Here is a 25,514-nt window from a genome sequence, read left to right on the forward strand (position 1 = left end):
AACACGAGCGCCGCTACTATCTCTCTTCAGCGAGGCTCGACGCCAAAACCTTCGCGGCCGCAGTGCGGGCGCACTGGCAGATCGAAAACCGCCTGCACTGGGTGCTCGACGTCGTCTTCCACGACGACCTCGTGCGGCTGCGGACTGGATCAGGCCCGCAGAACATGGCGATCGTGCGCCACATGGCCATCAACCTCGTGCACGCACCCCACGACCGCCACAGCCTCAAGGCCCGCAGAAAGCTCGCCAATCTCAATCCCGACTACCTCGAAGCCCTTCTCCGACACTCCCCCGCAGACCAGACAAAAAGCTGAAGCGATTCCCCTGGCGCCGTCAGGCCGAGATCGCCGAGGCGGCGTCGGACCGGTGCTGGGCGGCGCGGGTGCGGTTCGCCACCATGCGGTCGTGCAGCCGCACGATGGTGCGCGAGCCGGTGCTGGTGAAGGCGAAGGGCAGGATCCCGTGCACCAGGCAGGCGAGGCCGCCGACGATCATGCTGAGGCCGAAGCCGGTCGCGACGCCCATATGCTCGACATAGGTCTCGCCGACGGCGGCGGGGTGCTCGGAGAAGGACAGCTTCGACATCGGGCTCCTCGGTGGGCTCGGTTCGGTGTTTCGAAAGGCAGCCCGAGGATCGCACGGGGGCCGCGAAGCCGGATTGCGAATTTTGCCCCTTCTTCGTAGGTTTCCGCAAACAGGTTGCGCGAGAGCGCGAAAGGTTGGAAGATTTTCGCGTGGACGAGTTCGACCGAAAAATCCTGTTGTGTCTGCAGGAGAACGCGGCCGAGTCGCTCGAGGCGATCGCCGCCCGGGTCGGCCTCTCCGCCTCGCCGTGCTGGCGGCGGATCCAGAAGCTCGAGGCGCAAGGGGTGATCCAGCGCCGGGTGGCGCTCCTCGACCCCGACCGGATGCGGGTCGGCGTCACGGTGTTCGTCTCCGTGCGCACCAACCGCCACACCGCCGACTGGGCCGAGCGGTTCTGCGCCGCGGTGATGAGCATCCCCGAGGTGGTCGAGTTCTACCGCATGAGCGGCGAGACCGATTACCTCCTGCGCATCGTCGTGCCCGACATCGCGGCCTACGACCGGGTCTACAAGCGGTTGATCCAGTCGGTCGACCTGTACGACGTCAGTTCCGCCTTCGCGATGGAGCGGATCAAGTACACGACGGCACTGCCGGTGACTTACGCCGAGTGAGGCGCGGCCGGGCCGGCACTGCGCGGGTCTGGCCTGCGCCCGGCGCCGGTTGCTTTCCGGGCCGATCGGTTTAGCTGCGACGCGGGACGTCGCCCGGGCGGTTCCCCCCGCGAGGGCCCCTCCCCTGCCGGCGACGCCACGCCCAAAGCCGCCCCGCCGAAAAGAGCCCCCATGACGACCCCCCGGACGACGCGCCGTCCCCTCGTGATCGCCGCCGTGATGGCCGCGATGGCGATGGTGGCGATCGAGGCCACGATCGTCTCGACGGCGATGCCCGGCATCGTCGGCGAGCTCGGCGGGCTGTCGATCTACGCCTGGGTCTTCTCCGGCTTCCTGCTGACCCAGACCGCCGCCACCATCGTGTTCGGCAAGCTCGCCGACATCCACGGCCGGAAGCCGGTGCTGCTCGCCGGCATCGCGGTGTTCCTCGCGGCATCCTTCCTGTGCGGCCTCGCCTGGTCGATGCCGGCGATGATCGCCTTCCGGCTGATCCAGGGCATCGGCGCGGGCGCGATCCAGCCGGTCTCGCTCACCATCGTGGGCGACCTCTACACGGCCCGGGAGCGCGGGCGGATCCAGGGCTTCCTCGCCAGCGTCTGGGCGATCTCGGCGGTGATCGGGCCCCTGGCCGGCGGCTTCATCGTCGCGCACGCCTCCTGGTCGTGGATCTTCTGGATCAACCTGCCGGTCGGCGTGGTGGCGAGCGGCCTGTTCCTGGCCTTCCTGCACGAGGGCGAGCGGCGCGAGCGCCGTCCGGTCGACGCGGCCGGCGCCGCGCTGTTCACGCTGACGGTCGCGGCCCTGATGGTCGGGCTGACCGAAGCCGGCGAGGGCCGCTGGCCGGTCGTCGGCCTGGCCGCGGGGGTCGGCCTCGTGGCGGCGGTGCTGCTCGCCGCCCAGGAGCGGCGGGCGCCGGAGCCGGTCATCGACGCCTCGCTCTGGCGGCGCCGGCCGATCGCGGCGGCCAACGCCGCCTCGCTGCTCGCCGGCATGGCGCTGATCGGGCTCACCACCTTCCTGCCGATGTACGTCCAGGGCGTGCTCGGCCAGACCCCGATCGTCGCCGGCATGGCGCTCACCGTGATGGTGCTCGGCTGGCCGATGGGCGCGACGCTGGCGGCGCGCAACCTGCACCGCTTCGGCCTGCGCCGCATCCTGGTCTGCGGCAGCCTGCTGCTGCCCCTCGGCGCCGTCGCCTTCGTCACCCTGGAGCCCGGTAGCTCGCCGGTGCGGGCCGGCCTCGGCTCGCTGGTGATGGGCTTCGGCATGGGGCTCCTCAGCAACGCCGCCCTGATGCTGATCCAGGAGATCGTGCCCTGGACCCAGCGCGGCAGCGCCACCGCCTCGAACATCTTCTCGCGCAACCTCGGCAGCACGCTCGGCGCCACGGTGTTCGGCGCGGTGCTCAACCACGGCCTGTCGGCGGCGGGCAGCACGGTCACCGCCGACAGCCTGCAGCAGGCGCTGGCGGCGGGCGGCCTGCCGGGCGATGCCGAGAGCGTCCGGCTGGTGCTGCAGCATGCCCTGCACCAGACCTTCTGGGCGGTGCTGCTGATCTCCGCGCTCGCCTTCGCCACCGCCCTCCTGGTGCCGCACGTCGCCCTCGGCCGCACCCGCGAGGTGCCGGCGGAGTGACGGGCAACCCGATGGCCGAAGCCGTCGCCCCGACGGTTCAGGCCGTCCGGGAGGCGGGCTGGACCGGCAGCGCCTCGGTGATCGCGTTGAGCAGGTAGGGCCGGCGCAGGCCCAGCACGTGGTAGAGCACCCGGTCGACGTCGCGGGCGAAGAACGGCTTCCTCAGCACGTAGTCGATGCCGAAATGGCGCGAGGCATGCGCCATGGTGGCGGCGTCGCCCCCGGTCATCAGCACCAGCGGCGTCTCGGGCGCCACCTCGCGGATCTGGCAGGCGAGTTCGAGACCGCCGCCGCCGCCGCGCAGGCCGAGGTCGATCAGCGCGACGTCGCAGGCCGCCTGCCGGGCGAGCTTGAGGGCGTGCGGGGCGCTCTCGATCTCGTCGACCGCGAGGCGGAACCCGGAGGTCGCCAGGATGCGCCGCACCAGGGCCCGGCTCTGGGGAGCGCTGTCGACGAGCAGCAGCCGGGTCGGCTGCCGGCGCCGGGCATGAGCCTGGAGCAGGCCGGCGACGTGGGCCTCGTCGAGGGGCAGGCGCAGGAACTCGTGGGCGTCGAGGTGCTGGGCGACCTCGGTCCAGCGCGGGAAGATCTGCGAGGCGACCAGGATCAGGCAGGGCACGACGTAGCCCTGCGCCTTGAACCGGGCGACGGCCTCCGGACCGGTCGCATCCTCGAATTGCAGGCCGACGAAGGCGAGAACCGGGCGGTGGAGGAGGCAGAGTTCGCAGGTGTCGCGGCTCGTCTCCGCCTCGATGATGAGCAGCGAGGGATCGTGCGCCCGGATCAGTTCCACCAGCCTGCCGCGCAAGGCGGGGTCGCGGTCGGCGACGAGGGCCGAGGCCGGTCCGCTGGCGCGGGCATCACTGTGGCTCACCGGCATCGTGCTTCGTCCGCGTGGATGAGGTCCGTCGGGATCGTCCGGCCCCGGATTGACGCCGGGTCCGGGCTACCTAGGGGTTACACTCGTAGACCCGAAAGCTTAGCACCAGATTACGAGAGACCGGACCATCCCGCACCCCGCCATGGGGCCTCAGGACAAGGCCTCAGGACGGGGCCTCAGGAGGCGCGGGCCCGGGGGTGGGCGGCGTCGAAGGCTTCGAGCAGGCGCACGGCATCGACCTTGGTATAGACCTGCGTCGTCGCCAGGGAGGCGTGGCCGAGCAGCTCCTGGATCGCCCGCAGGTCGCCCTGGCGGGCGAGCAGGTGCGAGGCGAAGGAGTGGCGCAGCGCATGCGGGGTCGCGGTGTCGGGCAGGCCGAGGGCGCCCCGCATCGAGGCGACGGCGAGCTGCACGATGCGCGGCGAGAGCGGACCGCCCTTGGCGCCGACGAAGAGCGGTCCCTCCCCCGGCAGGGCGTAGGGGCACAGGCGCAGGTACTCCTCCACGGCGGCCTGGACCTGGGCGATCACCGGCACGCTGCGGGTCTTCTGGCCCTTGCCGATTACCGTGACGGCATCCGTGCCCGCCACCGGGGCGTCGCGGCGCGCCAGGCCCAGCGCCTCCGAGATGCGCAGGCCCGAGCCGTAGAGGAGCGCCAGCACCGCGGCGTCCCGGGCCAGCACCCAGGCCGGGCGCTCGTCGCCGGCGCGGATGTCGGGGCTCGCCATCGCGATCGCGGCGGCGACGGGCAGCGGGCGGGGCAGGCGCCGCTCGACCTTGGGCGAGCGCACGGCGGCGAGCGCCGCGACGCTGCCGTGCCCCTCCCGGTCGAGGTGGCGGGCGAAGGAGCGCAGGCCCGCGAGGGCCCGCATCAGGCTGCGGCCGCCGACCCCCTCCTGGCGCCGCGCCGCCATGAAGGCGCGCACGTCCCGGGGCTTCAAGCCGATCAGGGCCGGGATGTCGGGACTGGCGCCCTGGCGGACGAGATGGGCGAGGAACTGGCGCAGGTCGCGCCGGTAGGCCTCGACGGTGTTGGGCGACAGGCGCCGCTCCGAGGCCAGCCCGTCGAGCCAGGTCGTCGCCGCGGCCCGCACGTCGGGAGCGCCGGGCAGGAGCAGGTCGGCGGGCTCGGAGGTGGGTGCGGGCATGACGGTCCGGGCTCCGGTCGCGGGATCGGGCGTCCAGTAGGCCCGATCCCGGTTGACGGCGGGTTGACGGGAGCGGAGCGGTCAGGCCGGGGCGAAGCGCAGGGTCACGCCGTGTCGGGCGTGGGCGCCGGGCGCCAGCAGTCGCTGCGAGTCGCGCTCCGCCAGCTCGCCGGAAAACCCCATCCAGTCGGCGTGGCCGGTCCAGCATTCGAGCGACAGGAACGGCGCCGTCGGCTTCGTCCAGACCGCCAGGTGCGGAAAATCCTCGGCCTCGAGGGCGATCGCAGCGCCCGACGGGGCGGTGAAGCGCATCGTGCGGCTGCGGGCGTTCAGGAAGACCAGGGCCTCGGTGAAGAGCTCGGGATCGAGGGGCAGGGTGTCGCCGTCGAGCGGCAGCGCCCGCTCGGTGCGGACCAGAAGGCCGCCGGGGCCGACCTCCGGCACCGCCGGCCGCTCGGGCTCGTCGAAGCGCACCGCGTAGCCGCCCGCGGCCGACCGCTCGCCGCCCGCGAAGGGCCACGGGAAGGCCGGGTGGAAGCCGAGGCCGTAGGGCAGCGGCTCCGCCCCCGGATTGTGGACCTCGCAGGCGAAGGACAGCGCCCCGTCGCTCACCGTGGCGGTGATGTCGAGGCGGAAGGCGAACGGGTAGGCGGCGCGGGTCTCGGGCGTGTCGGTCAGGCGCAGCGTCACGCGGTCCTCGGCCTGCGCCACCACGGTGAAGCGGCTGTCGCGGGCGAAGCCGTGCTGCGGCATCGGGTAGGCGCGGCCCGCGACCGTCACGGCGGCGCCCGCGGAGGCGCCGACGACCGGGAAGAGCCAGGGGGCGTGGCGGTTCCAGTGCGCCGGGTCGCCCTCCCAGAGGTACTCGGTGCCGGCGACCCACCAGGAGACCGGCTCGGCGCCGCCGAGCGCGATGCGGGCTTCAGTGTCGCGGTGGCGGATCTCGACGGTGTCGGTCATCGGGGCCTCGTGTCTGACGAGGCCCCTGTTACCGGCTGGCGGCCGATCCGGGAATGGGCGTCAGCCGCGCCGGGCGGTGTTGCGCCGGGGCGCGCGCGGGCGCGGCGGCACGTCGGCCTCCCCGCCGGCCAGGGCCTCGACCTGGAGGTCGGCCGGGCCGGTGCGCGGGAAGGCGTGGGCGAAGCGCTCGGCGGCACCGCCGCGGACCTCGAACTTGGTCTCGCGGTCGAAGATGCGGATCGCGCCGATCTCCTCGCGGGTCACGTCGCCGCGCCGGCACAGCATCGGCAGCAGGCGGCGCGGGTCGGCGTTGTCGCGCCGGCCGACGTTGAGGCGGAACCACACGCTCGAGCCGAAGGGCGCCCGCGGCCCGTCCCGCGGGGTCGTCTCGCGCTTGGGCGCCAGGCCGCGGCCGGTCGTGAAGCCCGGATCGGTGACCTCCTCCGGGGAGGGCATGCGGGCGCGGTAGGCCCGCACCAGGGCGGCGGCGATGTCCTCGGCCGAGCGCTGCGCGAGCAGGGACTGGGCCATCGCCCGGTCCTCGTCGCTGACCTCGTCGGTGACCAGCGGGTCCTGGAGCAGGCGGTCGTGGTCGAGGGCGCGGATCTCGTCGGCCGGCGGCGGGCCGGACCAGACCGGGACCACGTTGGCCCGCACCATCAGCTCCTCGGCCCGGCGGCGGCGGGACGGCGGCACGAGCAGCACGCTGATGCCCTTGCGCCCGGCCCGGCCGGTGCGGCCGGAGCGGTGCTGCATCACCTCGGCGTCGTTGGGCAGCTCGGCGTGGATGACGAGGCCCAGCCCCGGCAGGTCGATGCCGCGGGCGGCGACGTCGGTGGCGACGCAGACCCGGGCGCGGCCGTCGCGCAGGGCCTGGAGCGCGGCGTTGCGCTCGCCCTGGCCGAGCTCGCCCGAGAGCGCCACGGCCTGGAAGCCGCGCTCGGTCAGCACCGCCTGGAGGTGGCGCACCGAGTTGCGGGTGTTGCAGAACACGATCGAGGTGCGCGCCTCGATCTGGCGCAGGGTGTTGACGACGACGAGCTCGGTCTCCCGCGGCAGGATGCGGAAGGCGCGGTACTCGATGTCGGCATGCGCCTTGGTCTCGCCGGCGACCGCGATGCGCATCGCGTCGCGCTGGTAGGACTCGGCCAGCGCCACGATGGCCTTCGGCAGGGTGGCGGAGAACAGCAGCGTGCGCCGCTCGGCCGGGGTGGCGCCGAGGATGAATTCCAGGTCCTCGCGGAAGCCGAGATCGAGCATCTCGTCGGCCTCGTCGAGCACCGCGGCGCGCAGTGCCGACGGGTCGAGGTTGCGGCGCTCGAGGTGGTCGCGCAGGCGGCCGGGGGTGCCGACCACGATGTGCACACCGTCGGCGAGCCAGCGGCTCTCGCGCCGCGGGTCCATGCCGCCGACGCAGGAGACGACGCGGGCGCCGGCCGGGCCGTAGAGCCAGGACAATTCGCGGTGGACCTGGAGCGCCAGCTCGCGGGTCGGCGCGATCACGAGCGCGAGCGGCGCGCCGGGCGCGGGCAGCATCTCGGCGTCGCCGAGAAGCGTCCGGGCGAGCGCCAGGCCGTAGGCGACGGTCTTGCCCGAGCCGGTCTGGGCCGAGACGACGAGGTCGCGGCCTTCCGTCTCGGGCTCGAGGACGGCGGCCTGGACCGGCGTCGGGTCTTCGTAGCCGCGGTCGGCGAGGGCCTTGGCGAGGGGGGCGGGCAGAACAGGAAACGGCACGTGGATTCGATCCCGGGTAGAGGCGACGCGCGGGGATCGAATCGGCTCCGGAGGCGCCAGGCTTGGTAGCACATGGCCTCGACAGAGGGCCGGCCGCGGCTTGCGGCGGGCGCTCGCGGCGCGCGGGGAATCCCTACGGTCTTTTCGTGGAGGAGCGAGCTGTTACAGGGGTTCGCCCGCGAGGTCCACCCCGGGGGCCGCATGGCGGGCGGGCTCCCGGGAGATGGCTGGCGCCGCGCGGCCGGGACGTGCCACGCGCCGGCCGGACATCGGATCACCCCTCGATCATCGCCCGGATGCGCTGGGCGAGGAGGTCGATCGGGAAGGGCTTGGTGATCATCTGCATGCCGGGCGCCAGGAACCCCGCCGTGGCGGCGTTCTCGGCGTAGCCGGTGATGAACAGCACCTTGAGGCCGGGGCGGTGCTCGCGGGCGGCGTCGGCGAGCTGGCGGCCGTTGAGGCCCGGCAGGCCGACATCGGTGACGAGGAGGTCGACGCGGCTCGCCGCCCGCAGGGCCGCGAGGCCGGACGGGCCGTCGCCGGCCTCGAGCGGCCGGTAGCCGAGGTCGCGCAGCACGTCGACGATGAGGCTGCGCACCGCCGGCTCGTCCTCCACCACCAGCACGGTCTCGCCGCTGCCGGCGACCGGGCGCGCGGCGGGGTCCGGGGACGGAGCCTCGGCCTCGGCGGGCGGACCGGCATGACGGGGCAGGAAGAGCGCCACGGTGGTGCCGCGGCCGACCTCCGAGGCGATGATCGCGTGGCCGCCGGACTGGCGGGCAAAGCCGTAGATCATCGACAGGCCCAAGCCGGTGCCCTGGCCGATGGGCTTCGTGGTGAAGAACGGATCGAAGGCGCGGCGGGCCACCTCGGGCGGCATGCCGGTGCCGGTATCGGTGACGGCGAGGCGGATGTAGGGGCCCGGCGTGACGTCGGCGTGGGCGGCCGCGAAGATGCCGTCGAGCTCGACGTTGCGGGTCTCGATGGCGAGCCGCCCGCCGTCGGGCATCGCGTCGCGGGCGTTGATCGCGAGGTTGAGGATCGCGCTCTCGAGCTGGTTGGCGTCGCACAGCGTCGGCCACAGCCCGTCGGCGAGGCGGGTCTCCAGGGCGACGGTCTCGCCCAAGGTCCGGCGGACCAGGTCCTCCAGGGAGGCGACGAGCGCGTTGGCGTCGACAGGGCGCGGGTCGAGGGGCTGGCGCCGGGCGAAGGCGAGCAGCCGGTGGGTCAGCGCCGCGGCGCGCTGGGCCGAGGTGAGCGCGGCGGTGATGTAGCGCTCGGCGACGTCGGTGCGCCCCTGCGCCAGCCGGGTCGAGAGCAGGTCGAGCGAGCCGACGATGCCGGTGAGCAGGTTGTTGAAGTCGTGGGCGATGCCCCCCGTGAGCTGGCCCACCGCCTCCATCTTCTGGGCCTGGCGGAAGGCCTCCTCCAGCTCGCGCTGCTCGGTGACGTCGCGCCCGACCGCGTGCAGGTGGTCCTCGCCCGGCACCGCGGTCCAGGACAGGGTGCGGTAGGAGCCGTCGGCGTGGCGGTAGCGGTTCTCGAACAGCCGCGTCGTCTGGCCGTCCTCCAGGCGCTGGGCCTCCGCGGCGGTACGGGCGCGGTCGTCGGGGTGGACGAGGTCGAGGAACGAGCACCCGACCACCGCCTCGGCCGCCCAGCCGAGCACCGTGCGCCAGGCCGGGTTGACGGCCGCCACCGTGCCGTCGAAGCGCGCGACCAGCATCACGTCCTTCGACAGGCGCCACATCCGGTCGCGCTCGCGGGTGCGCTCGGCGACCTGGGCCTCCAGGGTCTCGTTGACCCGCCGCAAGGCGTCGGCCGCCTCGCGCCGGACGAGGGCGAGGCGCAGGTTGCTCTCGATCCGCGCCAGCAGCTCGCGGGCCGAGAACGGCTTGACGAGGTAGTCGTCGGCACCCGCACCCAGGCCCTCGATCCGCGCCTCCTCGCCCGCCCGGGCCGAGAGCAGGACCACCGGGATGGCCCGCAGGGCCGGATCGGCCCGGAGCGCGGCGAGGAGCCCGAACCCGTCGAGACCCGGCATCATCACGTCGGAGACGACGACGTCGGGGACGCGGCGGCGGGCCGCCGCCAGCGCCGCGTGGCCGTCGCCCACCGCCTCGACGACGTGGCCGGCATCGCCCAGCAGGCGCCGGACATAGGCGCGCATGTCGGCGTTGTCGTCGGCGAGCAGCACCCGACCCGTGAGGCCGGACGGGACGAGGCCGGGGTCCGGGACGGGACCGGGTTCCTCCTCGCTAAGCCAGCGCGTCGCCTCCTCGACGAAGACCTGCGAGCGCGTGGCGGTCGAGGGGCCGGTCCGTGCGGCGCGCAGGCGGTCGGCCGGCAGGTGGGCGGAGCCGAGCGGCAGGCTCACCGTGAAGGTGCTGCCCTCGCCCGGGCGGCTCTCGACCCCGACGGTGCCGCCGTGCAGCCGGACGAGCTCCTGCACCAGGGCCAGCCCGATGCCGGACCCCTCGAAGCTGCGCCCCTGCGCGCCCTCGACCCGGTGAAAGCGCTCGAACAGCCGCGGCAGCTCGGCCTCCGGGATGCCGAGGCCGGTATCCGACACGGTCAGCACGGCCCGGCCCCCCTCCGCCCGCAGCCGCACGGCGATGCGGCCCTCGAGGGTGAACTTGAAGGCGTTGGAGACGAGGTTGAGGACGACCGTCTCCCACATCTCCGGATCGACGAAGGCCGGCTCGGCCGCGGGCGGCCCGGGCAGGCCCGGGCAATCGACGTCGAGGACGAGGCCGGCCTTGTCGGTGGCCGAGCGGAAACTCGATGCGAGCTCCGCGGTGAAGCGGGGAAGGTCGAGGGGCTCGAAGGCGGCCTGGGCCCGGCCGGCCTCGATGCGCGAGAAGTCGAGGAGCGCGTTGACGAGCCTGAGGAGGCGCTGGCCGTTGCGGTGGGCGAGCGCCACCAGCCGGCGGGTGTCGGGATCGAGCGCCGAGGGCGCCGAGTCCAGGACCTCGCTCAGCGGCCCGAGCATCAGGGTCAGGGGCGTGCGGAACTCGTGGCTGACGTTGGAGAAGAACTCGGTCTTCTGGCGGTCGAGCGCGGCGAAGGCCTCGGCGCGCCGCCGCTCGGCCTCGTAGGCGGTGGCGGAGGCGAGCCCCGTGGCGATCTGCCCGACGAACAGCGCGAGGAAGCCGCGATAGGCCTCGTCGAGGGGCCGATAGGGATTGAGCCCGGCGACGAACACCCCGGCCGGGCGGCCCTGGCCCTGACGGGCGATCGGCAGCACCAGGGCGTGCGTGGGTGGACGGTTCCAGGGACCCGCCGGCAGGTCGGCGAAGAGCGGGCCGAGCTCGGCCACCGGCACCGGGCCGCCGCCGGCGCGGTCGAGGAGGCCGAGCGCCGCCGCCCCGGCCTCGCCGGCGAGCCCGACCGCCGGGTGCTCCGGCCCGAGCCCGCCCCGGGCGAGCAGGACCGGCCCCGACGCCCCCTCGCCGGCGAGGTAGGCGAGCGCCACCGGCAGGTCGCGGGTGCCCTCCCCGGTCCCGTCTTCCCTCAGGCAGCCGGAGGCGACGGCGCCGACCTGCGGCACCGTGCGGGCCGCCGCCATGCCGGCCCCGAGATCGCGCAAGGAGCGCAGGCGCCGCTCGCCGATGACCCGCTCGGTCTCCTCCGAGACCACGCACAGCATGCCGGTGACGCGGCCGGCATCGTCGGCGAGCGGGCTGTACGAGAAGGTGTGGTAGCTCTCCTCGGTGAAGCCGCGCCGCTCGAGGAACAGCCGCAGATCCTCGTCCCAGGTCGCCTGGCCGGTGCTCAGCACCTGGGCGATGCGCGGGCCGATATCGGGCCAGATCTCGGCCCAGACCACGTCCGAGCGCGCGCCGAGCGCCCAGGCCTCCTTGACCCCGAGGGTGGGCCTGTAGGCGTCGTTGTAGAAGAAGGTAAGCTCGGGCCCCCACGCCATCCACATGGCGAAGCGGGAGCCGAGCATGATCCGCACCGCCGTGGTCAGCGATTGCGGCCAGCCCTCGACCGGCCCGAGCGGCGTCGCCGCCCAGTCGCGGGCACGCAGGCGCGCGCCCATCTCGCCGCCGCCGGGAAACAGCGTGTCGTGCGCATGTGCCGAATTACCAGGCATGGGTATCGTCCCGCATGCCCTGGCGATGGCACGGGCGCCCTGCACTGTCAAAAACCAAACAATCGGCCGCCATGACCCATGTTGCCCGGCGGAACGATCGGGCGCCGCGGCCGGGGGTCCGTGCTCAGGCCGTCCGCGGCCCGGGGCCCTTCAGGGTCTCGACGATCTCGGCGACGATCGCCTGCGGGGTGGCGCCGACCGAGACCACCAGCGGGTCCTCGTCGGGCGCCGGCTCCTCAAGGGTGCGGAACTGGCTGTCGAGCAGGCTCGTCGGCATGAAGTGGCCGTGGCGGGCGGCCATGCGCCGGCCGATCAGCTCGCGGTCGCCCTGGAGGTAGACGAGGCGGACATCGGGCCGGCCGCCGACCAGCACGTCGCGATAGGCGCGCTTGAGGCCCGAGCAGGTCACGACCCCGTGCCGCCCCTCGGCCTGCACCCGGTCGATCCAGGCCGCGATGGCGGCAAGCCAGGGCCAGCGGTCCTCGTCGGTGAGGGGATGGCCGGCCTGCATCTTCTCGACGTTGGCGGCGGGGTGGAAATCGTCCCCGTCCTCGAACTCCCAGCCGAGCCGGCCGGCGAGCAGGCTCGCCACCGTGGACTTGCCGGAGCCCGACACGCCCATCACCACGATGACAGCGGGAGGAATCGGATTGCCTGGGGCATTGTCCATCGTGGCGTGTCCTCCCGTTTTCTTTGTCATTCTCAAGCAGACGATGCCGCGCTGAGCACCCAACCCTCCCCTTCTGCCGCACCGCTGTCCGGGGAAACCCCTTCGAAATCAAGGCGCGGGATCCCCTCTCCCGAGTTGGAGAGGGGTAGGGGTGAGGGTGGCTCGGGTTCCGCAATGACCCAGAACTGTCGAGCTGCGCAGCTCGACGCCCAGCGAATTATCCTTAAGCCGAGCCACCCTCACCCCCGGCCCCTCTCCCACACGGGAGAGGGGAGGCGCGCCATTCTTTTTCCGGACAGCCCTGCGCAGGGGGAGGGTTACGACCGTCGCGCTCACATGTGCAGCGCGCGCTTCTCGACCGCGAGCGCGGCTTCCTTGACCGCCTCGGTCAGGGTCGGGTGGGCGTGGCAGGTGCGGGCGATGTCCTCGGACGAGGCGCCGAACTCCATCGCCACCGCGACCTCCATGATGAGGTTGCCGGCGTCGGGCCCGACGATGTGGACGCCGAGCACCCGGTCGGTTCCGGCATCGGCCAGCACCTTCACGAAGCCGTCGGTGGTGTGGTTCACCTTGGCGCGGCCGTTCGCGGTGAACGGGAACTTGCCGATGTTGTAGGTGATCCCGTCCTTCTTCAACTCCTCCTCGGACTTGCCGACCGAGGCGACCTCCGGGGTGGTGTAGACCACGTTCGGGATCACGCCGTAATTCACGTGGCCGGCCTTGCCGGCCAGGATCTCGGCGACCGCGACACCCTCGTCCTCGGCCTTGTGGGCGAGCATCGGGCCGGCGATCACGTCGCCGATGGCGTAGATGCCGGTGACGTTGGTGGCGTAGCGGTCGTCGGTCTGGATCCGGCCCTTGTTGTCGAGCTGGACGCCGACCGTGTCGAGGCCGAGGCCCGCGGTGTAGGGCGTGCGGCCGATGGCGACGAGCACCACGTCGGCCTCCAGCGTCTCCGCCGTGCCGCCCGCGGCCGGCTCGACCGTGACCTTGGCGCCCTCACCGGTGCGCTCGACGCCGGTGACCTTCTGCGACAGGCGGAACTCGATGCCCTGCTTCGACAGGATGCGCTGGAACTGCTTGCCGACCTCGCCGTCCATGCCGGGCAGGATCCGGTCGAGGTACTCGACCACGGTCACCTGGGCGCCGAGGCGCCGCCAGACCGAGCCGAGCTCGAGGCCGATCACGCCCGCGCCGATGACGACGAGCTTGCCGGGGACCTTCGTCAGGTCGAGGGCGCCGGTCGAGGACACCACGACCTCCTCGTCGATGGTGACGCCCGGCAGGTTGGCGACGTCCGAGCCCGTCGCGATCACGACGTTCTTGGCCTCGAGGATCTGGTTGCCGCCGTCCTCCGAGGTCACCTCGACGCGGCCGGCCCCGGCGAGACGGCCGGTGCCCTGGAACGCCTCGATGCCGTTCTTCTTGAGCAGGAACGCGACGCCCTTGGTGTTGCCGTCGACGCCGTCCTGCTTGAACGCCATCATCTTGGCGAGATCGAGCTTCGGCTCGCCGACGGTGATGCCGAGCACCGGGAAGTGCTTGGTCGCCTCCTCGAAGGCTTCCGAGGCGTGCAGCAGGGCCTTCGAGGGGATGCAGCCGACGTTGAGGCAGGTGCCGCCATGGGCCGGGCGCTTCTCGACCACGGCGGTCTTCAGGCCGAGCTGGGCGGCGCGCAGCGCGCAGACGTAGCCGCCGGGGCCGGTGCCGATGACGACGAGATCGTAGGAGGACATGCGGGACTCGCGAGGTTGGGCGCGGCCGGCCGTCGGGGGCCGCCGCTGCGATGGGTGAGAGGATGGGAGAGGCTAGCGGCCGCCCGAGACCGTCAGGGTCGCGCCGGTGGCGTAGGACGCCTCGTCGGAGAGGAGCCACAGCACCGCGGCGGCGATCTCGTCGGCGGTGCCGGCGCGCTTCATCGGGACCGTGGGGCCGAGCCGTGCCAGCCGGTCGGGCTGGCCGCCGCTGGCATGGATCTCGGTCTCGATCAGGCCGGGGGCGACGCCGTTGACGCGGATGCCTTCACCGGCGACCTCGCCGGCGAGACCGGTGGTGAGGGTGTCGATGGCGCCCTTGGAGGCCGCGTAGTCGACGTACTGGTTCGGCGCGCCGAGGCGGGCGGCGACTGACGAGATGTTGACGATGACGCCGCCCTGCCCGCCGTGGCGGGTCGACATCCGCCGCACCGCCTCGCCGGCGCACAGGAACGAGCCGACGACGTTGGTGGTCATCATCCGGTGGAGACGCGCGAAGGTCATCTCGTCGACCCGGGCCGCGTGGTCGACGACGCCCGCGTTGTTCACGAGCCCGCCGAGCGTGCCCAGGCCGTCGGCGGCCTTGAACAGGGCCGGGATGTCGGCCTCGACCGCGACGTCGCTGCGGACGGCGAGCGCCGTGCCGCCGAGATCCTCGATCTCCCGCACGAGCGAGTCGGCGGCGTCCTTGGCCGCGACGTAGGAGAAGCAGACCCGCCAGCCGGCCCGCGCGGCGCGCAGGGCAACGGCACGGCCGATGCCGCGGCTGCCGCCGGTGACCACCAGGACCTTGTCCGAGACAGCCTTGTCCATGACCCCGTGCTCCCTGTTGCGAGGGGCCCTAAACAGCTGGACTGTCAAGGGGAGCCTCCTGGAACGATCAAGGCGCGGGATCCCCTCTCCCGTGTGGGAGAGGGGTAGGGGTGAGGGTGTGACGCTTCTGAATAAAGCTCGGGCCATCGTGCCGGCAGCGGGACGGCTCAAGCTTTCTGCGGAACCGTAGCACCCTCACCCCCGGCCCCTCTCCCACACGGGAGAGGGGAGACCCGCGCTCCTTCCTTTACCGAACCGCCCCGGGGGGAGCGGTCCCAACTACTTGCCTCAGAGGTCGAGCACGAGGCGCGCCGGGTCCTCCAGGGCCTCCTTGACCCGCACCAGGAAGGTCACGGCCTCCTTCCCGTCGACGATCCGGTGATCGTACGACAGGGCGAGGTACATCATCGGCCGCGCCTCGATCTTGCCGCCTCGCACGACCGGACGCTCCTCGATGCGGTGCATGCCGAGGATGCCCGATTGCGGCGCGTTGAGGATCGGGGTCGACATCAGCGAGCCGTAGATGCCGCCGTTGGTGATCGTGAACGTGCCGCCCTGCATGTCCTCGATCGACAGCTTGCCGTCGCGGGCCTTGCGGCCGAAGCCGGTGATGGCCTTCTCGATGCCGGAGATCGACAGCTGGTCGGCGTCGCGCACCACCGGGACGACGAGGCCCTTGTCGGTGCCGACCGCGATGCCGACGTGGTAGTAGTTCTTGTAGACGATGTCCTGGCCGTCGATCTCGGCGTTGACCGCCGGCACGTCCTTCAGGGCGCCGATCACCGCCTTGGTGAAGAAGCCCATGAAGCCGAGCTTGGCGCCGTGCTTCTTCTCGAACACGTCCTTGTACTGCTGGCGCAGGGCCATCACCGCGCCCATGTCGACGTCGTTGAACGTCGTCAGCATCGCGGCGGTGTTCTGCGCGTCCTTGAGGCGCCGGGCGATGGTCTGGCGCAGCTTGGTCATGCGCACCCGCTCCTCGCGGGAGGCATCGTCCGGCGCGGACGGGGCGCGGGCCGCCTGGGGGGCCGCCGGGGCGGGAGCGGAGGCGCCCGACGAGATCGCCGAGAGCATGTCGCCCTTGGTGACGCGGCCGTCCTTGCCGCTGCCCTTCACGGACGAGGGATCGACGCCGGATTCCTGGGCGAGGCGGGCGACGGCCGGGCCGTTGTCGCCGGCCGAATGACCCTTCGGAGCGGCGTCGCCGTGGCTGCCGTAGGACGCCGACGACGACTTCGCGGGCGCCTCGGCGGCGGCCTTCGGGGCCTCCTTGGGGGCCTCGGCCTTGGGAGCCGCCGCGCCGTTGCCGGCGGCGGCGCCGCCCTCGACGATCGAGCCGAGGAGCGCGCCGGGCTCGACCGTCTCGCCGTCCTTGGCGACGATCTCGCCGAGCTGGCCCGAGGCCGGGGCGTTGACCTCGAGGGTGACCTTGTCGGTCTCGAGCTCGACCAGCGGCTCGTCGGCCTTCACGGTGTCGCCGGGCTTCTTGAACCAGCGGCCGATCGTGGCCTCGCTCACGGACTCGCCGAGCGTCGGGACGCGGATTTCGGTGGCCATGTCTTCCGTCAGGGTTGGGGCGGTGGGGATGCGCCCGGAAAAAGGATCAGGCGGCGCCCCTCGCGGGGCGCCGGTGAAGGGGGATCAGACCGCCAGGGCCTCGTTGAGGAAGGCCTGGAGCTGGTCGAGGTGCTTCGACATCAGGCCGACGGCGGTCGAGGCCGAGGCCGGACGGCCGATGTAGCGCGGGCGCTTGGAGGCGGAGCCGGCCTGGTTGAGCACCCACTCGAGGTAGGGCTCGACGAAGGCCCACGAGCCCATGTTCTTGGGCTCCTCCTGGCACCACACCACCTCGGCGTTGCGGAAGCGCGAGATCTCGGTGGCGAGCGACTTGAGCGGGAACGGGTAGAGCTGCTCGACGCGCATCAGGTACACGTCGGAGATGCCGCGCTTCTCGCGCTCCTCGAACAGGTCGTAATAGACCTTGCCCGAGCACAGCACGACGCGCCGGACCTTGTCGTCCTTCGACAGCTTCACGCCGTCCTGCGCCTTCTCGGCGTCGTCCCACAGCACGCGGTGGAAGGTCGAGCCCTCGGCGATGTCGGCGAGCGCCGAGACCGCCCGCTTGTGGCGCAGCAGCGACTTCGGGGTCATCAGCACCAGCGGCTTGCGGAAGTCCCGCTTCAGCTGGCGGCGCAGGATGTGGAAGTAGTTCGAGGGCGTCGTGCAGTTGGCGACCTGCATGTTGTCCTCGGCGCACATCTGCAGGTAGCGCTCGAGGCGGGCGGAGGAGTGCTCCGGACCCTGGCCCTCGTAGCCGTGCGGCAGCAGCATCACCAGGCCCGACATGCGCAGCCACTTGCGCTCGCCGCTACTGATGAACTGATCGACCACGACCTGCGCGCCGTTGGCGAAGTCGCCGAACTGCGCCTCCCACAGCACCAGGGAGTTCGGCTCGGCCAGCGTGTAGCCGTACTCGAAGCCGAGCACCGCCTCCTCCGAGAGCATCGAGTTGATGACCTCGTAGCGGCTCTGGCCGTCCTTGATGTGGTTGAGGGGCGTGTAGCGCTCCTCGTTCTCCTGGTCGATCACCACCGAGTGGCGCTGCGAGAAGGTGCCGCGCTCGACGTCCTGGCCCGACAGGCGGACCCGGTGGCCTTCGGTGAGCAGCGAGCCGAAGGCCAGGGCCTCGGCGGTCGCCCAGTCCAGGCCCTCGCCGGTCTCGATCGCCTTGGCGCGGTTGTCGAGGAAGCGCCGGATGGTGCGGTGCAGGTGGAAGTCCTGCGGCACCGTGGTGATGGCCTGCCCGATCTGCCGCAGGGTGTCGGCCGGCACGCCGGTGCGGCCGCGGCGCGGGTCGTCTTCGTCCTCGCGCACCGCCTTCAGGCCCGACCAGCGGCCGTCGAGCCAGTCGGCCTTGTTGGCCTTGTAGCCGGTGGCGATGTCGAACTCGCTGTCGAGGGTGGCGCGGAACTCGGCCTTGCGGTCGTCGAGCTCCTTCTGGCTCACCACGCCGGTCTCGGTCAGCCGCTTGCCGTAGGTCTCGAGCGTCGAGGGGTGCTTGCGGATGATCTGGTACATCTTCGGCTGGGTGAACGCGGGCTCGTCGCCCTCGTTGTGGCCGAAGCGGCGGTAGCAGAGCATGTCGATCACCACCGGCTTGTGGAACTTCTGCCGGTACTCGGTGGCGATCTTGGCCGCGAAGGTGACGGCCTCGGGGTCGTCGCCGTTGCAGTGGAAGATCGGCGCCTCGACCATCTTCGCCACGTCGGACGGGTAGGGCGAGGAGCGCGAGAAGCGCGGATCGGTGGTGAAGCCGATCTGGTTGTTGATGATGAAGTGGATCGAGCCGCCGGTGCGGTGGCCCTTTAGGCCCGACAGGCCGAAGCACTCCGCCACCACGCCCTGGCCCGCGAAGGCGGCGTCGCCGTGGATGAGGAGCGGCAGCACGGTGGTGCGCTGCTCGTCGCCCTGCTGGTCCTGCTTGGCGCGCACCTTGCCGAGCACCACCGGATCGACGATCTCAAGGTGCGACGGGTTGGCGGTCAGCGACAGGTGGACGGTGTTGCCGTCGAAGGCCCGGTCGCTCGAGGCGCCGAGGTGGTACTTCACGTCGCCCGAGCCCTCGACCTCCGCCGGCGAGGACGAGCCGCCCTTGAACTCGTGGAAGATCGCCCGGAAGGGCTTGCTCATCACGTTGGCGAGCACGTTGAGGCGGCCGCGATGCGCCATGCCCAGCACGATGTCGGTGACGCCGAGCGCGCCGCCGCGCTTGATGATCTGCTCCAGCGCCGGAACCATCGCCTCCGAGCCGTCGAGGCCGAAGCGCTTGGTGCCGGTGTACTTGAGGTCGAGGAACTTCTCGAAGCCCTCGGCCTCGATCATCTTGTTGAGGATCGCCCGCCGGCCCTGCTCGGTGAACGAGATCTCCTTGTCCTTGCCCTCGATCCGCTCCTGGATCCAGGCCTTCTCCTCCGGATCGGAGATGTGCATGAACTCGACGCCGAGCGTCTGGCAGTAGGTCCGATCCAGGATCGCGACGATCTCCCGGATGGTGCCGAATTCGAGGCCGAGCACGTTGTCGAGGAAGATCGGCCGGTCCCAATCGGATTCGGCGAAGCCGTAATGCTGCGGGTGCAGCTCCTCGTGGTCGCCACGCGGCTGCAGGCCCAGCGGATCGAGCTTGGCGTGGAGATGGCCGCGCATGCGGTAGGCGCGGATCAGCATGATCGCGCGGACCGAATCCTTGGTCGCCTGCTGCACGTCGACCGGCGAGACGGGCTGGCCCTTGGCCTCCTGCTTGGCCTTGATCTTCTCGCCGACCGCCTTCTCGACCTGGGCCCAGTTGCCGTCGAGCGCCGAGACGATCTCGCCGTTGGCGGCGACCGGCCAGTTCGGCTTGGTCCAGGACGCGCCCTCCGCGTTCTTGACCACGATCGCGCTCTCCTCCTTCAGGCCGGAGAAGAAGCTGCGCCACTCGGGGTCCACCGCGTTGGGATCCCGGGTGTAGGTCGCGTAGAGCTCCTCGATGTAGTCGGCGTTGCCTCCGTAGAGGAACGAGGTTCCGAGGAGGGCGTCGTTCGCGTCCTGGCGTGCCATGGCGATCTGTCTATCCGCGCTGGTCGATCGGGGCCCGGCTTCTCGCCAGCAGTTGAGGCGGGAGGATGGCGGGTGATCGACGGTGGGGGCGCCCGGTCTCACCGGACGCGAGGATGTCTTACGAACTCAAGAGAGTTGACGTTTGCTTGCGATATGGGTGCGGAACCGAAATTCCGCACGCCACGGCTGCCATGCGCGGGGCGAGGGGCGAGGGGCCGGGGATCCGGACACGTCCCCCGCCCCCCCGCGGCGCCTCAGCCCTTCAGGACCTCGACCAGGGTCTTGCCGAGGCGGGCCGGCGACGGCGAGACGCGGATGCCGGCCTCCTCCATCGCGGCGATCTTGTCCTCGGCGCCGCCCTTGCCGCCCGAGATGATCGCGCCGGCGTGACCCATGCGGCGGCCGGGAGGGGCGGTGCGCCCGGCGATGAAGCCGACCATCGGCTTCTTGCGGCCGCGCTTGGCCTCGTCGCGGATGAACTGCGCCGCCTCTTCCTCGGCCGAGCCGCCGATCTCGCCGATCATCACGATCGACTCGGTCTTGTCGTCGGCCAGGAACATCTCCAGCATGTCGATGAACTCGGTGCCCTTGACCGGGTCGCCGCCGATGCCGACCGCGGTGGTCTGGCCGAGGCCCTCGTTGGTGGTCTGGAACACCGCCTCGTAGGTCAGCGTGCCGGAGCGCGACACGATGCCGACCGAGCCCGGACGGAAGATGTTGGCCGGCATGATGCCGATCTTCGACTCGCCGGCGGTGACGATGCCGGGGCAGTTCGGGCCGACGAGGCGCGACTTCGAGCCTTCGAGCGAGCGCTTGACCCGCACCATGTCGAGGACCGGGATGCCTTCCGTGATGCAGACGATCAGCGGGATCTCGGCATCGATCGCCTCGCAGATCGCGTCGGCGGCGCCCGGCGGCGGCACGTAGACCACCGAGGCGTCGGCGCCGGTGGCGTGGCGGGCTTCCTTCACGGTGTCGAACACCGGCAGGCCGAGATGGGTCGCGCCGCCCTTCCCCGGCGAGGTGCCGCCGACCATCTTGGTGCCGTAGGCGATCGCCTGCTCGGAGTGGAAGGTCCCGTTCTTGCCGGTGAAGCCCTGGCAGATGACCTTGGTGTTCTTGTCGATGAGGATGGACACGTGCGATCTCCGGAGATCTGCATTCGGGGATGGGCGGTGCGGCTCAAGGTGACCGAGCGCGGTGCACCGCCCCTGAGAAAGCTGCGCTGAAGGGAAGCCCGGTCGCCGGGCCCCGCTCACGAGAAGGGCGCCCTCGCGGGCGCCCCGCCCTCCTCAGCCCTTGCGGACCGCCGCGACGATCTTCTGGGCGGCGTCGTCGAGGTCGTCGGCCGGGATCACGTTGAGGCCCGAGGAGCGGATGATCTCCTTGCCCTTCTCGACGTTGGTGCCCTCGAGGCGCACCACCAGCGGAACCTGCAGGCCCACCGCCTTCACGGCCGCGATCACCCCGTTGGCGATCACGTCGCACTTCATGATGCCGCCGAAGATGTTGACCAGGATGCCCTTCACGTTCGGGTCGGCGGTGATGATCTTGAAGGCCGCGGTGACCTTCTCCTCCGAGGCGCCGCCGCCGACGTCGAGGAAGTTCGCCGGCTCCTCGCCGTAGAGCTTGATGATGTCGAGGGTCGCCATGGCGAGGCCGGCGCCGTTGACCATGCAGCCGATCGTGCCCTCGAGCGCGATGTAGGCGAGGTCGTACTTCGAGGCCTCGATCTCCTTCTCGTCCTCCTCGGTGACGTCGCGCAGCTGCACGATCTCCGGCTGGCGGTAGAGGCTGTTCGAGTCGAACGAGATCTTGGCGTCCAGGCACTTCAGGTGCCCGTCCTTGGTGACGATGAGCGGGTTGATCTCCAGCATGCTCATGTCCTTGGCGGTGAACGCCCGGTAGAGCTTGGTGGTGAGGTCCTCCGCCTCCTTGGCGAGCGGGCCGGTCAGCCCGAGCGCCTTGGCGACCGCGCGGCCGTGATGCGGCAGCACGCCGGTGGCCGGGTCGACCGAGAAGGTGACGATCTTCTCGGGCGTGTCGTGGGCGACCTGCTCGATGTCCATGCCGCCCTCGGTCGAGACCACGAAGGCGACCTTGCCGGTCTCGCGGTCGACGAGCATCGACAGGTAGAACTCGGTCTCGATGTCGGAGCCGTCCTCGATGTAGAGGCGGTTGACCTGCTTGCCGGCCTCGCCGGTCTGCACCGTCACGAGGGTGCGGCCGAGCATCTGCTCGGAGAAGGCCTTGACCTCCTCGACCGACTTGGCGAGGCGCACGCCGCCCTTCTCGCCGGCCTCGGCCTCCTTGAACTTGCCCTTGCCGCGCCCGCCGGCGTGGATCTGGGACTTCACGACCCAGAGCGGACCGCCCAGCTCCTTGGCGGCGGCCTCGGCCTCGGAGGCCTTGAAGATGGCGCGGCCGTTCGAGACCGGCAGGCCGAACTCCTTGAGGACGGCCTTGGCTTGATACTCGTGGATGTTCATGGGGCGACAAGCTTTCTGAAAGTCAGGCGGGGCGTGCGTGCAGGGGCGGCGCGGGGATTTCCCGCGCCGCTCGTGTCAGGTGTTACGCCAGCGCGCCGTTGATGCCCTTGCAGGCCTCGACCAGGCCCTTCACGGAATTGACCGACTTCTCGAACATCGCCTTCTCCTCAGCCGTGAACTCGACCTCGACGATGCGCTCGACGCCGTTCTCGCCGATCACGATCGGCACGCCGATGAACAGGCCGTCGACGCCGTACTGGCCGGTGAGGTGGGCCGCGCAGGGCAGGACCCGCTTCTTGTCCTTGAGGTAGCTCTCGGCCATCGCGATGGCGGAGGCCGCCGGCGCGTAGAAGGCCGAGCCGGTCTTGAGCAGGTTGACGATCTCGCCGCCGCCCTTGCGGGTCCGCTCGACCATCGCGTCGAGCTTCTCCTGGGTGGTCCAGCCCAGCTTGACGAGGTCGGGCAGCGGCACGCCGGCCACCGTCGAGTAGCGCACCAGCGGCACCATGTCGTCGCCGTGGCCGCCGAGCACGAAGGCGGTGACGTCCTCGACCGAGACCTGGAACTCCTCGGCCAGGAAGTGGCGGAAGCGGGCCGAGTCGAGCACGCCGGCCATGCCGACGATCTTCTTCGGGTCGAGGCCCGAGAACTTCTGCAGCGCCCACACCATCGCGTCGAGCGGGTTGGTGATGCAGATCACGAAGGCGTTCGGGGCATGCGTCTTGATGCCGGTGCCGACCGCTTCCATCACCTTCAGGTTGATGCCGATCAGGTCGTCGCGGCTCATGCCGGGCTTGCGCGGCACGCCGGCGGTGACGATCACCACGTCGGCCCCGGCGATGGCGCTGTAGTCGCTCGCGCCGCTGTACTTGGCGTCGAAGCCGTCGACCGGCGCCGACTCGGCGATGTCGAGGCCCTTGCCCTGCGGCACGCCATCGGCGATGTCGAACAGCACGACGTCGCCCAGCTCCTTGAGGCCGGCGAGGTGCGCGAGCGTGCCGCCGATCTGTCCAGCGCCGATGAGCGCGATCTTCTTGCGTGCCATGTGAGAACCGATCCTTCGCGGTGTGATGGAACCGTCGGGGGCCGGGGTCCGCTCGCGAGGAGCCCGCGCCGGCGGGTGCCTCTTTGGCGAAAAAAGCCGGGGCCGACAACCCGAGGGCCCGGCGTGGGGCGCCCGGGCACGGCCACGGCGGCGCTTCCGGGGCGTCACGCGATCCGGATTTGCATTTTATTGCAACGCACTACGACGACACACCGCCGATCATTACATTTCGGACACTTTGTCAGCGCGGCTAGAGCGTGCCGAGGCGCAGGATGCGCAGCATCGCCCGGATGATCGCCCCGAGGCGGGCCTCGATCAGGTCGCGGGGCACCTCGGCGTCGAGCTGGATCGAGACCGGGTGCAGGAAGCGGTGGCTGGTGTCGAAGATGAAGGCGATGCCGCGCTCGCGGTCGCGCAGCGAGAAGGTGCCGGCATTCATCCCTTCCTCGATCACCCGCTCGACGAGTTGGCGCAGGCGGCCGCGGTGGCGCCGGGCGATCGGCCGGGATTCCACGGTCGCGTCGCGGTGGACCGCGAACAGGTGCGGGTCCCGCGCCAGCACGTCGCGCTGCATCGAGGCGAGCGCCAGCAGCAGGCGCTCGAGCTTGTCGTCGGCGGGGTCGGGCGCGTCCGCGATGGCGCCGAGCTCGGCCTCGACGTCGCGCAGCCAGCGCCCCGCCACCGCGTCGACGAGCGCGGTCTTCGACGGGAAGTAGCGGTAGACGTTGGCATGCGTCATGCCCGCCTCGGCCGCGACGCCCACCACCGTGACCTGGCGGTGGCCGAGCCGGCGCAGGTGGTCGGCCGCGATGGCGAGCAGCCGCGCATCCGCCGAGAGCGGCGTCGCGCGGGCACGCTGGCCGAGCCCGGCGGAGGCCAGCCCGGCCAGGACGGGTCCGGCGGCGGAGGCCCCGGCAGAGGCTTGTCCGGCAGAGGCTTGCCCGGTGGAGCTCTGCGCCCCGGGGAACGGCGCGTCCGTCGGATGCGGCTCGTCGCGGGGCTGGGCGCCGGGGCGGCTGCGGGGCATGGAACTCGGGAACGCTCGGGATCGGTGGCGAGGCAATCCCGACAGGTTAGCGTCCGGCCGGCCGCAGGAGAAGCCCCGCGGGACAGTCGCGAGGCCGCAGTATTATACCCGGTAGCGCCGGTGCAGGCTCGACACCACGTCCTCGGCCAATCCCAGGCGCTCGGCCAGGTAGGCGAGATAGAGCTGGTTGACCCGGCGGCGCTGGTCCACGGCGAGCAGCGAGGCGACGTACGCGTAGGCGCCGAGATCGGCGTCGAGGATCGCGTCGAGGAGGTCGCCGAGCGCCAGCGGCGCGGCGAGCGCCTTGTCGAGGCGCTGGCGCTCGGCCTCCGCGGCGCTGATCCGGGCGAGCGCGTCGCGCACCGGGGCGGGGTCCTGCCGGCGCCCCTGCGCCAGGAAGGCCGCCGCCATCGCCTGGATCACGAGGTCGCGCTGGGCCGGCTCCAGCACCCGGAGGTTGAGGGTGAGCGGCACCAGGGTCTGGTGGCGGTTCTGCAGGAAGGCGTGCAGCACCTTCTGGCCCAGCGCCTCGGTCACCACCGCGTCCGCCCGCCCCGCCCGCCGGTCGCGCCGCGAGGCCCGGGCCGGGGCGGTCCCCGGCTCCTCGACCTCCCCGGCCGGGTCGTCGCGCCCGAAGGCGCGGGTGAGGAAGGCGAAGCTCATGCGGGGCGGGTCCGTGACGGGCGGTCCCGCACCAACGTGCGGCGGTGCGCCGGGCTCCGCGGCGGGATCAGCCGCCGACGATCGGGCGCAGGACCGGCACGTCGAAATAGATCCGCCCGAGATCGATCGCGAAATCCACGGCGTCGAGCCGCAGGACGTCGTCCGGCGCGGTGAGGACGTCGCAGACCCAGCCATCCCCCTCGCGCCGGTCATGCTCCACCCGCATCTGGTCCTGGTAGGCAAGGACGATGTGCCGGAGCGTCGGCAACGACTTGTAGAAGGACAGCTTGGGCCCGCGGTCGCGGTCCATGGTGCTCGGCGACAGCACCTCGACGATGACGAGCGGGTCGGTGACGAAGGTGCGGTTCTGGCGCGGTCCGCAGCGTACGACGATATCGGGCTTCGGCTTGTCCCGGCCGCGGCCGTCCTCGTCGCGCTGCACCCGCATCCCGCCCTGGTAGCTGCGGCAGCCGGCAGCATCCATGGCGAGCTTCAGCGGCGCGCCGATATTGCCGGCGATCTGCTCGTGGTTCTCCGTCGGGTTCGTCATCATGACGACCTCGCCGTCGACCAGCTCCCAGTCGCTCTCGTCGCGCTGCGCATCGACGAAGCGGTCGAATTCGGAGACGGTGAGCCCGTGGTGGCGACGGACGCGGTCGTCCATGGCGCGCTCCCCTGTGGCGCTTCCCGGCTGCCCTCGGGAGCCTATCCGCTCGGGACGGGGGCGAGAAGGCGCCGTCCCGCGCAAACTCTTCGCCCCGCCGCCCTGGGCGCGGCCGCCCGCCACCCAATCTAGGGGGCTCGA

At 71.7% G+C, this 25,514-nt stretch carries 20 protein-coding genes; 3 read left to right on the top strand and 17 right to left on the bottom strand.

Features of this window, described 5'->3' with window-relative positions; all coding sequences use genetic code 11:
• Positions 1–314 (top strand): ISAs1 family transposase (locus BMX97_RS12020; protein ID WP_143074606.1); only part of this gene is annotated, 314 nt, incomplete at its 5' end.
• A gap of 19 nt (positions 315–333) precedes the next feature.
• On the opposite strand, the gene BMX97_RS12025 is transcribed toward BMX97_RS12020, so the two are convergent.
• A complete protein-coding gene (locus tag BMX97_RS12025) occupies positions 334–585 on the bottom strand; it encodes a DUF6356 family protein (protein WP_091749991.1) in 252 nt (83 codons plus the stop codon).
• 149 nt (positions 586–734) lie between these two features.
• Between BMX97_RS12025 and BMX97_RS12030 the strand changes: the two genes are divergently transcribed.
• The gene (locus tag BMX97_RS12030) at positions 735–1,196 is read left to right on the top strand and encodes an Lrp/AsnC family transcriptional regulator (protein ID WP_091749994.1); all 462 of its coding nucleotides are present in this window, start codon (positions 735–737) and stop codon (positions 1,194–1,196) included.
• Between the two features lie 171 nt (positions 1,197–1,367).
• Positions 1,368–2,831, top strand: a complete 1,464-nt coding sequence (locus BMX97_RS12035) for an MDR family MFS transporter (RefSeq protein ID WP_091749997.1) — start codon at positions 1,368–1,370, stop codon at positions 2,829–2,831.
• A gap of 37 nt (positions 2,832–2,868) precedes the next feature.
• On the opposite strand, the gene BMX97_RS12040 is transcribed toward BMX97_RS12035, so the two are convergent.
• The 16 genes from BMX97_RS12040 to BMX97_RS12115 form a co-directional block, all read right to left on the bottom strand.
• Positions 2,869–3,705 (bottom strand): response regulator, encoded by an 837-nt coding sequence (locus BMX97_RS12040; RefSeq protein ID WP_177202196.1) that lies wholly within the window; start codon positions 3,703–3,705, stop codon positions 2,869–2,871.
• A 182-nt stretch (positions 3,706–3,887) separates the two neighbouring features.
• Positions 3,888–4,859, bottom strand: a complete 972-nt coding sequence (locus BMX97_RS12045) for a tyrosine recombinase XerC (protein WP_091750003.1) — start codon at positions 4,857–4,859, stop codon at positions 3,888–3,890.
• Between the two features lie 81 nt (positions 4,860–4,940).
• Positions 4,941–5,819 carry an aldose 1-epimerase family protein gene (locus tag BMX97_RS12050; RefSeq protein WP_091750006.1) on the bottom strand — a complete coding sequence of 293 codons (879 nt, stop codon included), beginning with the start codon at positions 5,817–5,819 and terminating at the stop codon, positions 4,941–4,943.
• A 60-nt stretch (positions 5,820–5,879) separates the two neighbouring features.
• Entirely contained in the window at positions 5,880–7,553 is a 1,674-nt protein-coding gene (locus BMX97_RS12055; RefSeq protein WP_091750009.1) for a DEAD/DEAH box helicase, read from the bottom strand.
• Between the two features lie 274 nt (positions 7,554–7,827).
• Complete coding sequence (locus BMX97_RS12060) at positions 7,828–11,652, bottom strand: ATP-binding protein (protein WP_091750012.1); 3,825 nt, start codon at positions 11,650–11,652, stop codon at positions 7,828–7,830.
• Between the two features lie 124 nt (positions 11,653–11,776).
• A complete protein-coding gene (locus BMX97_RS12065; RefSeq protein ID WP_244538394.1) occupies positions 11,777–12,322 on the bottom strand; it encodes a gluconokinase in 546 nt (181 codons plus the stop codon).
• 332 nt (positions 12,323–12,654) lie between these two features.
• On the bottom strand, positions 12,655–14,058 hold the full coding sequence (lpdA, locus tag BMX97_RS12070; protein WP_091750015.1) for a dihydrolipoyl dehydrogenase: 1,404 nt from the start codon (positions 14,056–14,058) through the stop codon (positions 12,655–12,657).
• Positions 14,059–14,130: 72 nt separating this feature from the next.
• On the bottom strand, positions 14,131–14,889 hold the full coding sequence (locus BMX97_RS12075) for an SDR family oxidoreductase (protein ID WP_091750018.1): 759 nt from the start codon (positions 14,887–14,889) through the stop codon (positions 14,131–14,133).
• A gap of 288 nt (positions 14,890–15,177) precedes the next feature.
• Entirely contained in the window at positions 15,178–16,446 is a 1,269-nt protein-coding gene (odhB, locus tag BMX97_RS12080) for a 2-oxoglutarate dehydrogenase complex dihydrolipoyllysine-residue succinyltransferase (RefSeq protein ID WP_091750021.1), read from the bottom strand.
• A gap of 84 nt (positions 16,447–16,530) precedes the next feature.
• Complete coding sequence (locus tag BMX97_RS12085) at positions 16,531–19,485, bottom strand: 2-oxoglutarate dehydrogenase E1 component (protein WP_091750024.1); 2,955 nt, start codon at positions 19,483–19,485, stop codon at positions 16,531–16,533.
• Positions 19,486–19,739: 254 nt separating this feature from the next.
• Positions 19,740–20,624, bottom strand: a complete 885-nt coding sequence (gene sucD / locus BMX97_RS12090; protein WP_060846838.1) for a succinate--CoA ligase subunit alpha — start codon at positions 20,622–20,624, stop codon at positions 19,740–19,742.
• A 153-nt stretch (positions 20,625–20,777) separates the two neighbouring features.
• A complete protein-coding gene (gene sucC, locus BMX97_RS12095; protein ID WP_091750027.1) occupies positions 20,778–21,974 on the bottom strand; it encodes an ADP-forming succinate--CoA ligase subunit beta in 1,197 nt (398 codons plus the stop codon).
• A gap of 82 nt (positions 21,975–22,056) precedes the next feature.
• Positions 22,057–23,019, bottom strand: a complete 963-nt coding sequence (mdh, locus tag BMX97_RS12100) for a malate dehydrogenase (protein WP_060846840.1) — start codon at positions 23,017–23,019, stop codon at positions 22,057–22,059.
• 250 nt (positions 23,020–23,269) lie between these two features.
• Positions 23,270–24,046, bottom strand: a complete 777-nt coding sequence (locus BMX97_RS12105) for a TetR/AcrR family transcriptional regulator (RefSeq protein WP_091750030.1) — start codon at positions 24,044–24,046, stop codon at positions 23,270–23,272.
• 102 nt (positions 24,047–24,148) lie between these two features.
• Positions 24,149–24,709, bottom strand: a complete 561-nt coding sequence (locus tag BMX97_RS12110; RefSeq protein ID WP_048427896.1) for a DUF533 domain-containing protein — start codon at positions 24,707–24,709, stop codon at positions 24,149–24,151.
• A 67-nt stretch (positions 24,710–24,776) separates the two neighbouring features.
• Positions 24,777–25,373, bottom strand: coding sequence for a Uma2 family endonuclease (locus BMX97_RS12115; protein WP_091750033.1), 597 nt, complete (start codon positions 25,371–25,373; stop codon positions 24,777–24,779).
• Between the last annotated feature and the right edge of the window lie 141 nt (positions 25,374–25,514).

It is taken from the genome of Methylobacterium sp. ap11, assembly GCF_900110515.1.
Classification (GTDB): Bacteria; Pseudomonadota; Alphaproteobacteria; order Rhizobiales; family Beijerinckiaceae; genus Methylobacterium; species Methylobacterium ajmalii.

What these genes read in the sequence shown, in the direction of transcription:
- BMX97_RS12025 (WP_091749991.1), bottom strand. Translation starts at nt 585, where the DNA reads ATGTCGAAGCTGTCCTTCTCCGAGCACCCCGCCGCCGTCGGCGAGACC.
- BMX97_RS12035 (WP_091749997.1), top strand. Translation starts at nt 1,368, where the DNA reads ATGACGACCCCCCGGACGACGCGCCGTCCCCTCGTGATCGCCGCCGTG.
- BMX97_RS12045 (WP_091750003.1), bottom strand. Translation starts at nt 4,859, where the DNA reads ATGCCCGCACCCACCTCCGAGCCCGCCGACCTGCTCCTGCCCGGCGCT.
- BMX97_RS12050 (WP_091750006.1), bottom strand. Translation starts at nt 5,819, where the DNA reads ATGACCGACACCGTCGAGATCCGCCACCGCGACACTGAAGCCCGCATC.
- BMX97_RS12060 (WP_091750012.1), bottom strand. Translation starts at nt 11,652, where the DNA reads ATGCCTGGTAATTCGGCACATGCGCACGACACGCTGTTTCCCGGCGGC.
- BMX97_RS12065 (WP_244538394.1), bottom strand. Translation starts at nt 12,322, where the DNA reads ATGGACAATGCCCCAGGCAATCCGATTCCTCCCGCTGTCATCGTGGTG.
- lpdA (WP_091750015.1), bottom strand. Translation starts at nt 14,058, where the DNA reads ATGTCCTCCTACGATCTCGTCGTCATCGGCACCGGCCCCGGCGGCTAC.
- BMX97_RS12075 (WP_091750018.1), bottom strand. Translation starts at nt 14,889, where the DNA reads ATGGACAAGGCTGTCTCGGACAAGGTCCTGGTGGTCACCGGCGGCAGC.
- odhB (WP_091750021.1), bottom strand. Translation starts at nt 16,446, where the DNA reads ATGGCCACCGAAATCCGCGTCCCGACGCTCGGCGAGTCCGTGAGCGAG.
- BMX97_RS12085 (WP_091750024.1), bottom strand. Translation starts at nt 19,485, where the DNA reads ATGGCACGCCAGGACGCGAACGACGCCCTCCTCGGAACCTCGTTCCTC.
- sucC (WP_091750027.1), bottom strand. Translation starts at nt 21,974, where the DNA reads ATGAACATCCACGAGTATCAAGCCAAGGCCGTCCTCAAGGAGTTCGGC.
- mdh (WP_060846840.1), bottom strand. Translation starts at nt 23,019, where the DNA reads ATGGCACGCAAGAAGATCGCGCTCATCGGCGCTGGACAGATCGGCGGC.
- BMX97_RS12105 (WP_091750030.1), bottom strand. Translation starts at nt 24,046, where the DNA reads ATGCCCCGCAGCCGCCCCGGCGCCCAGCCCCGCGACGAGCCGCATCCG.
- BMX97_RS12110 (WP_048427896.1), bottom strand. Translation starts at nt 24,709, where the DNA reads ATGAGCTTCGCCTTCCTCACCCGCGCCTTCGGGCGCGACGACCCGGCC.
- BMX97_RS12115 (WP_091750033.1), bottom strand. Translation starts at nt 25,373, where the DNA reads ATGGACGACCGCGTCCGTCGCCACCACGGGCTCACCGTCTCCGAATTC.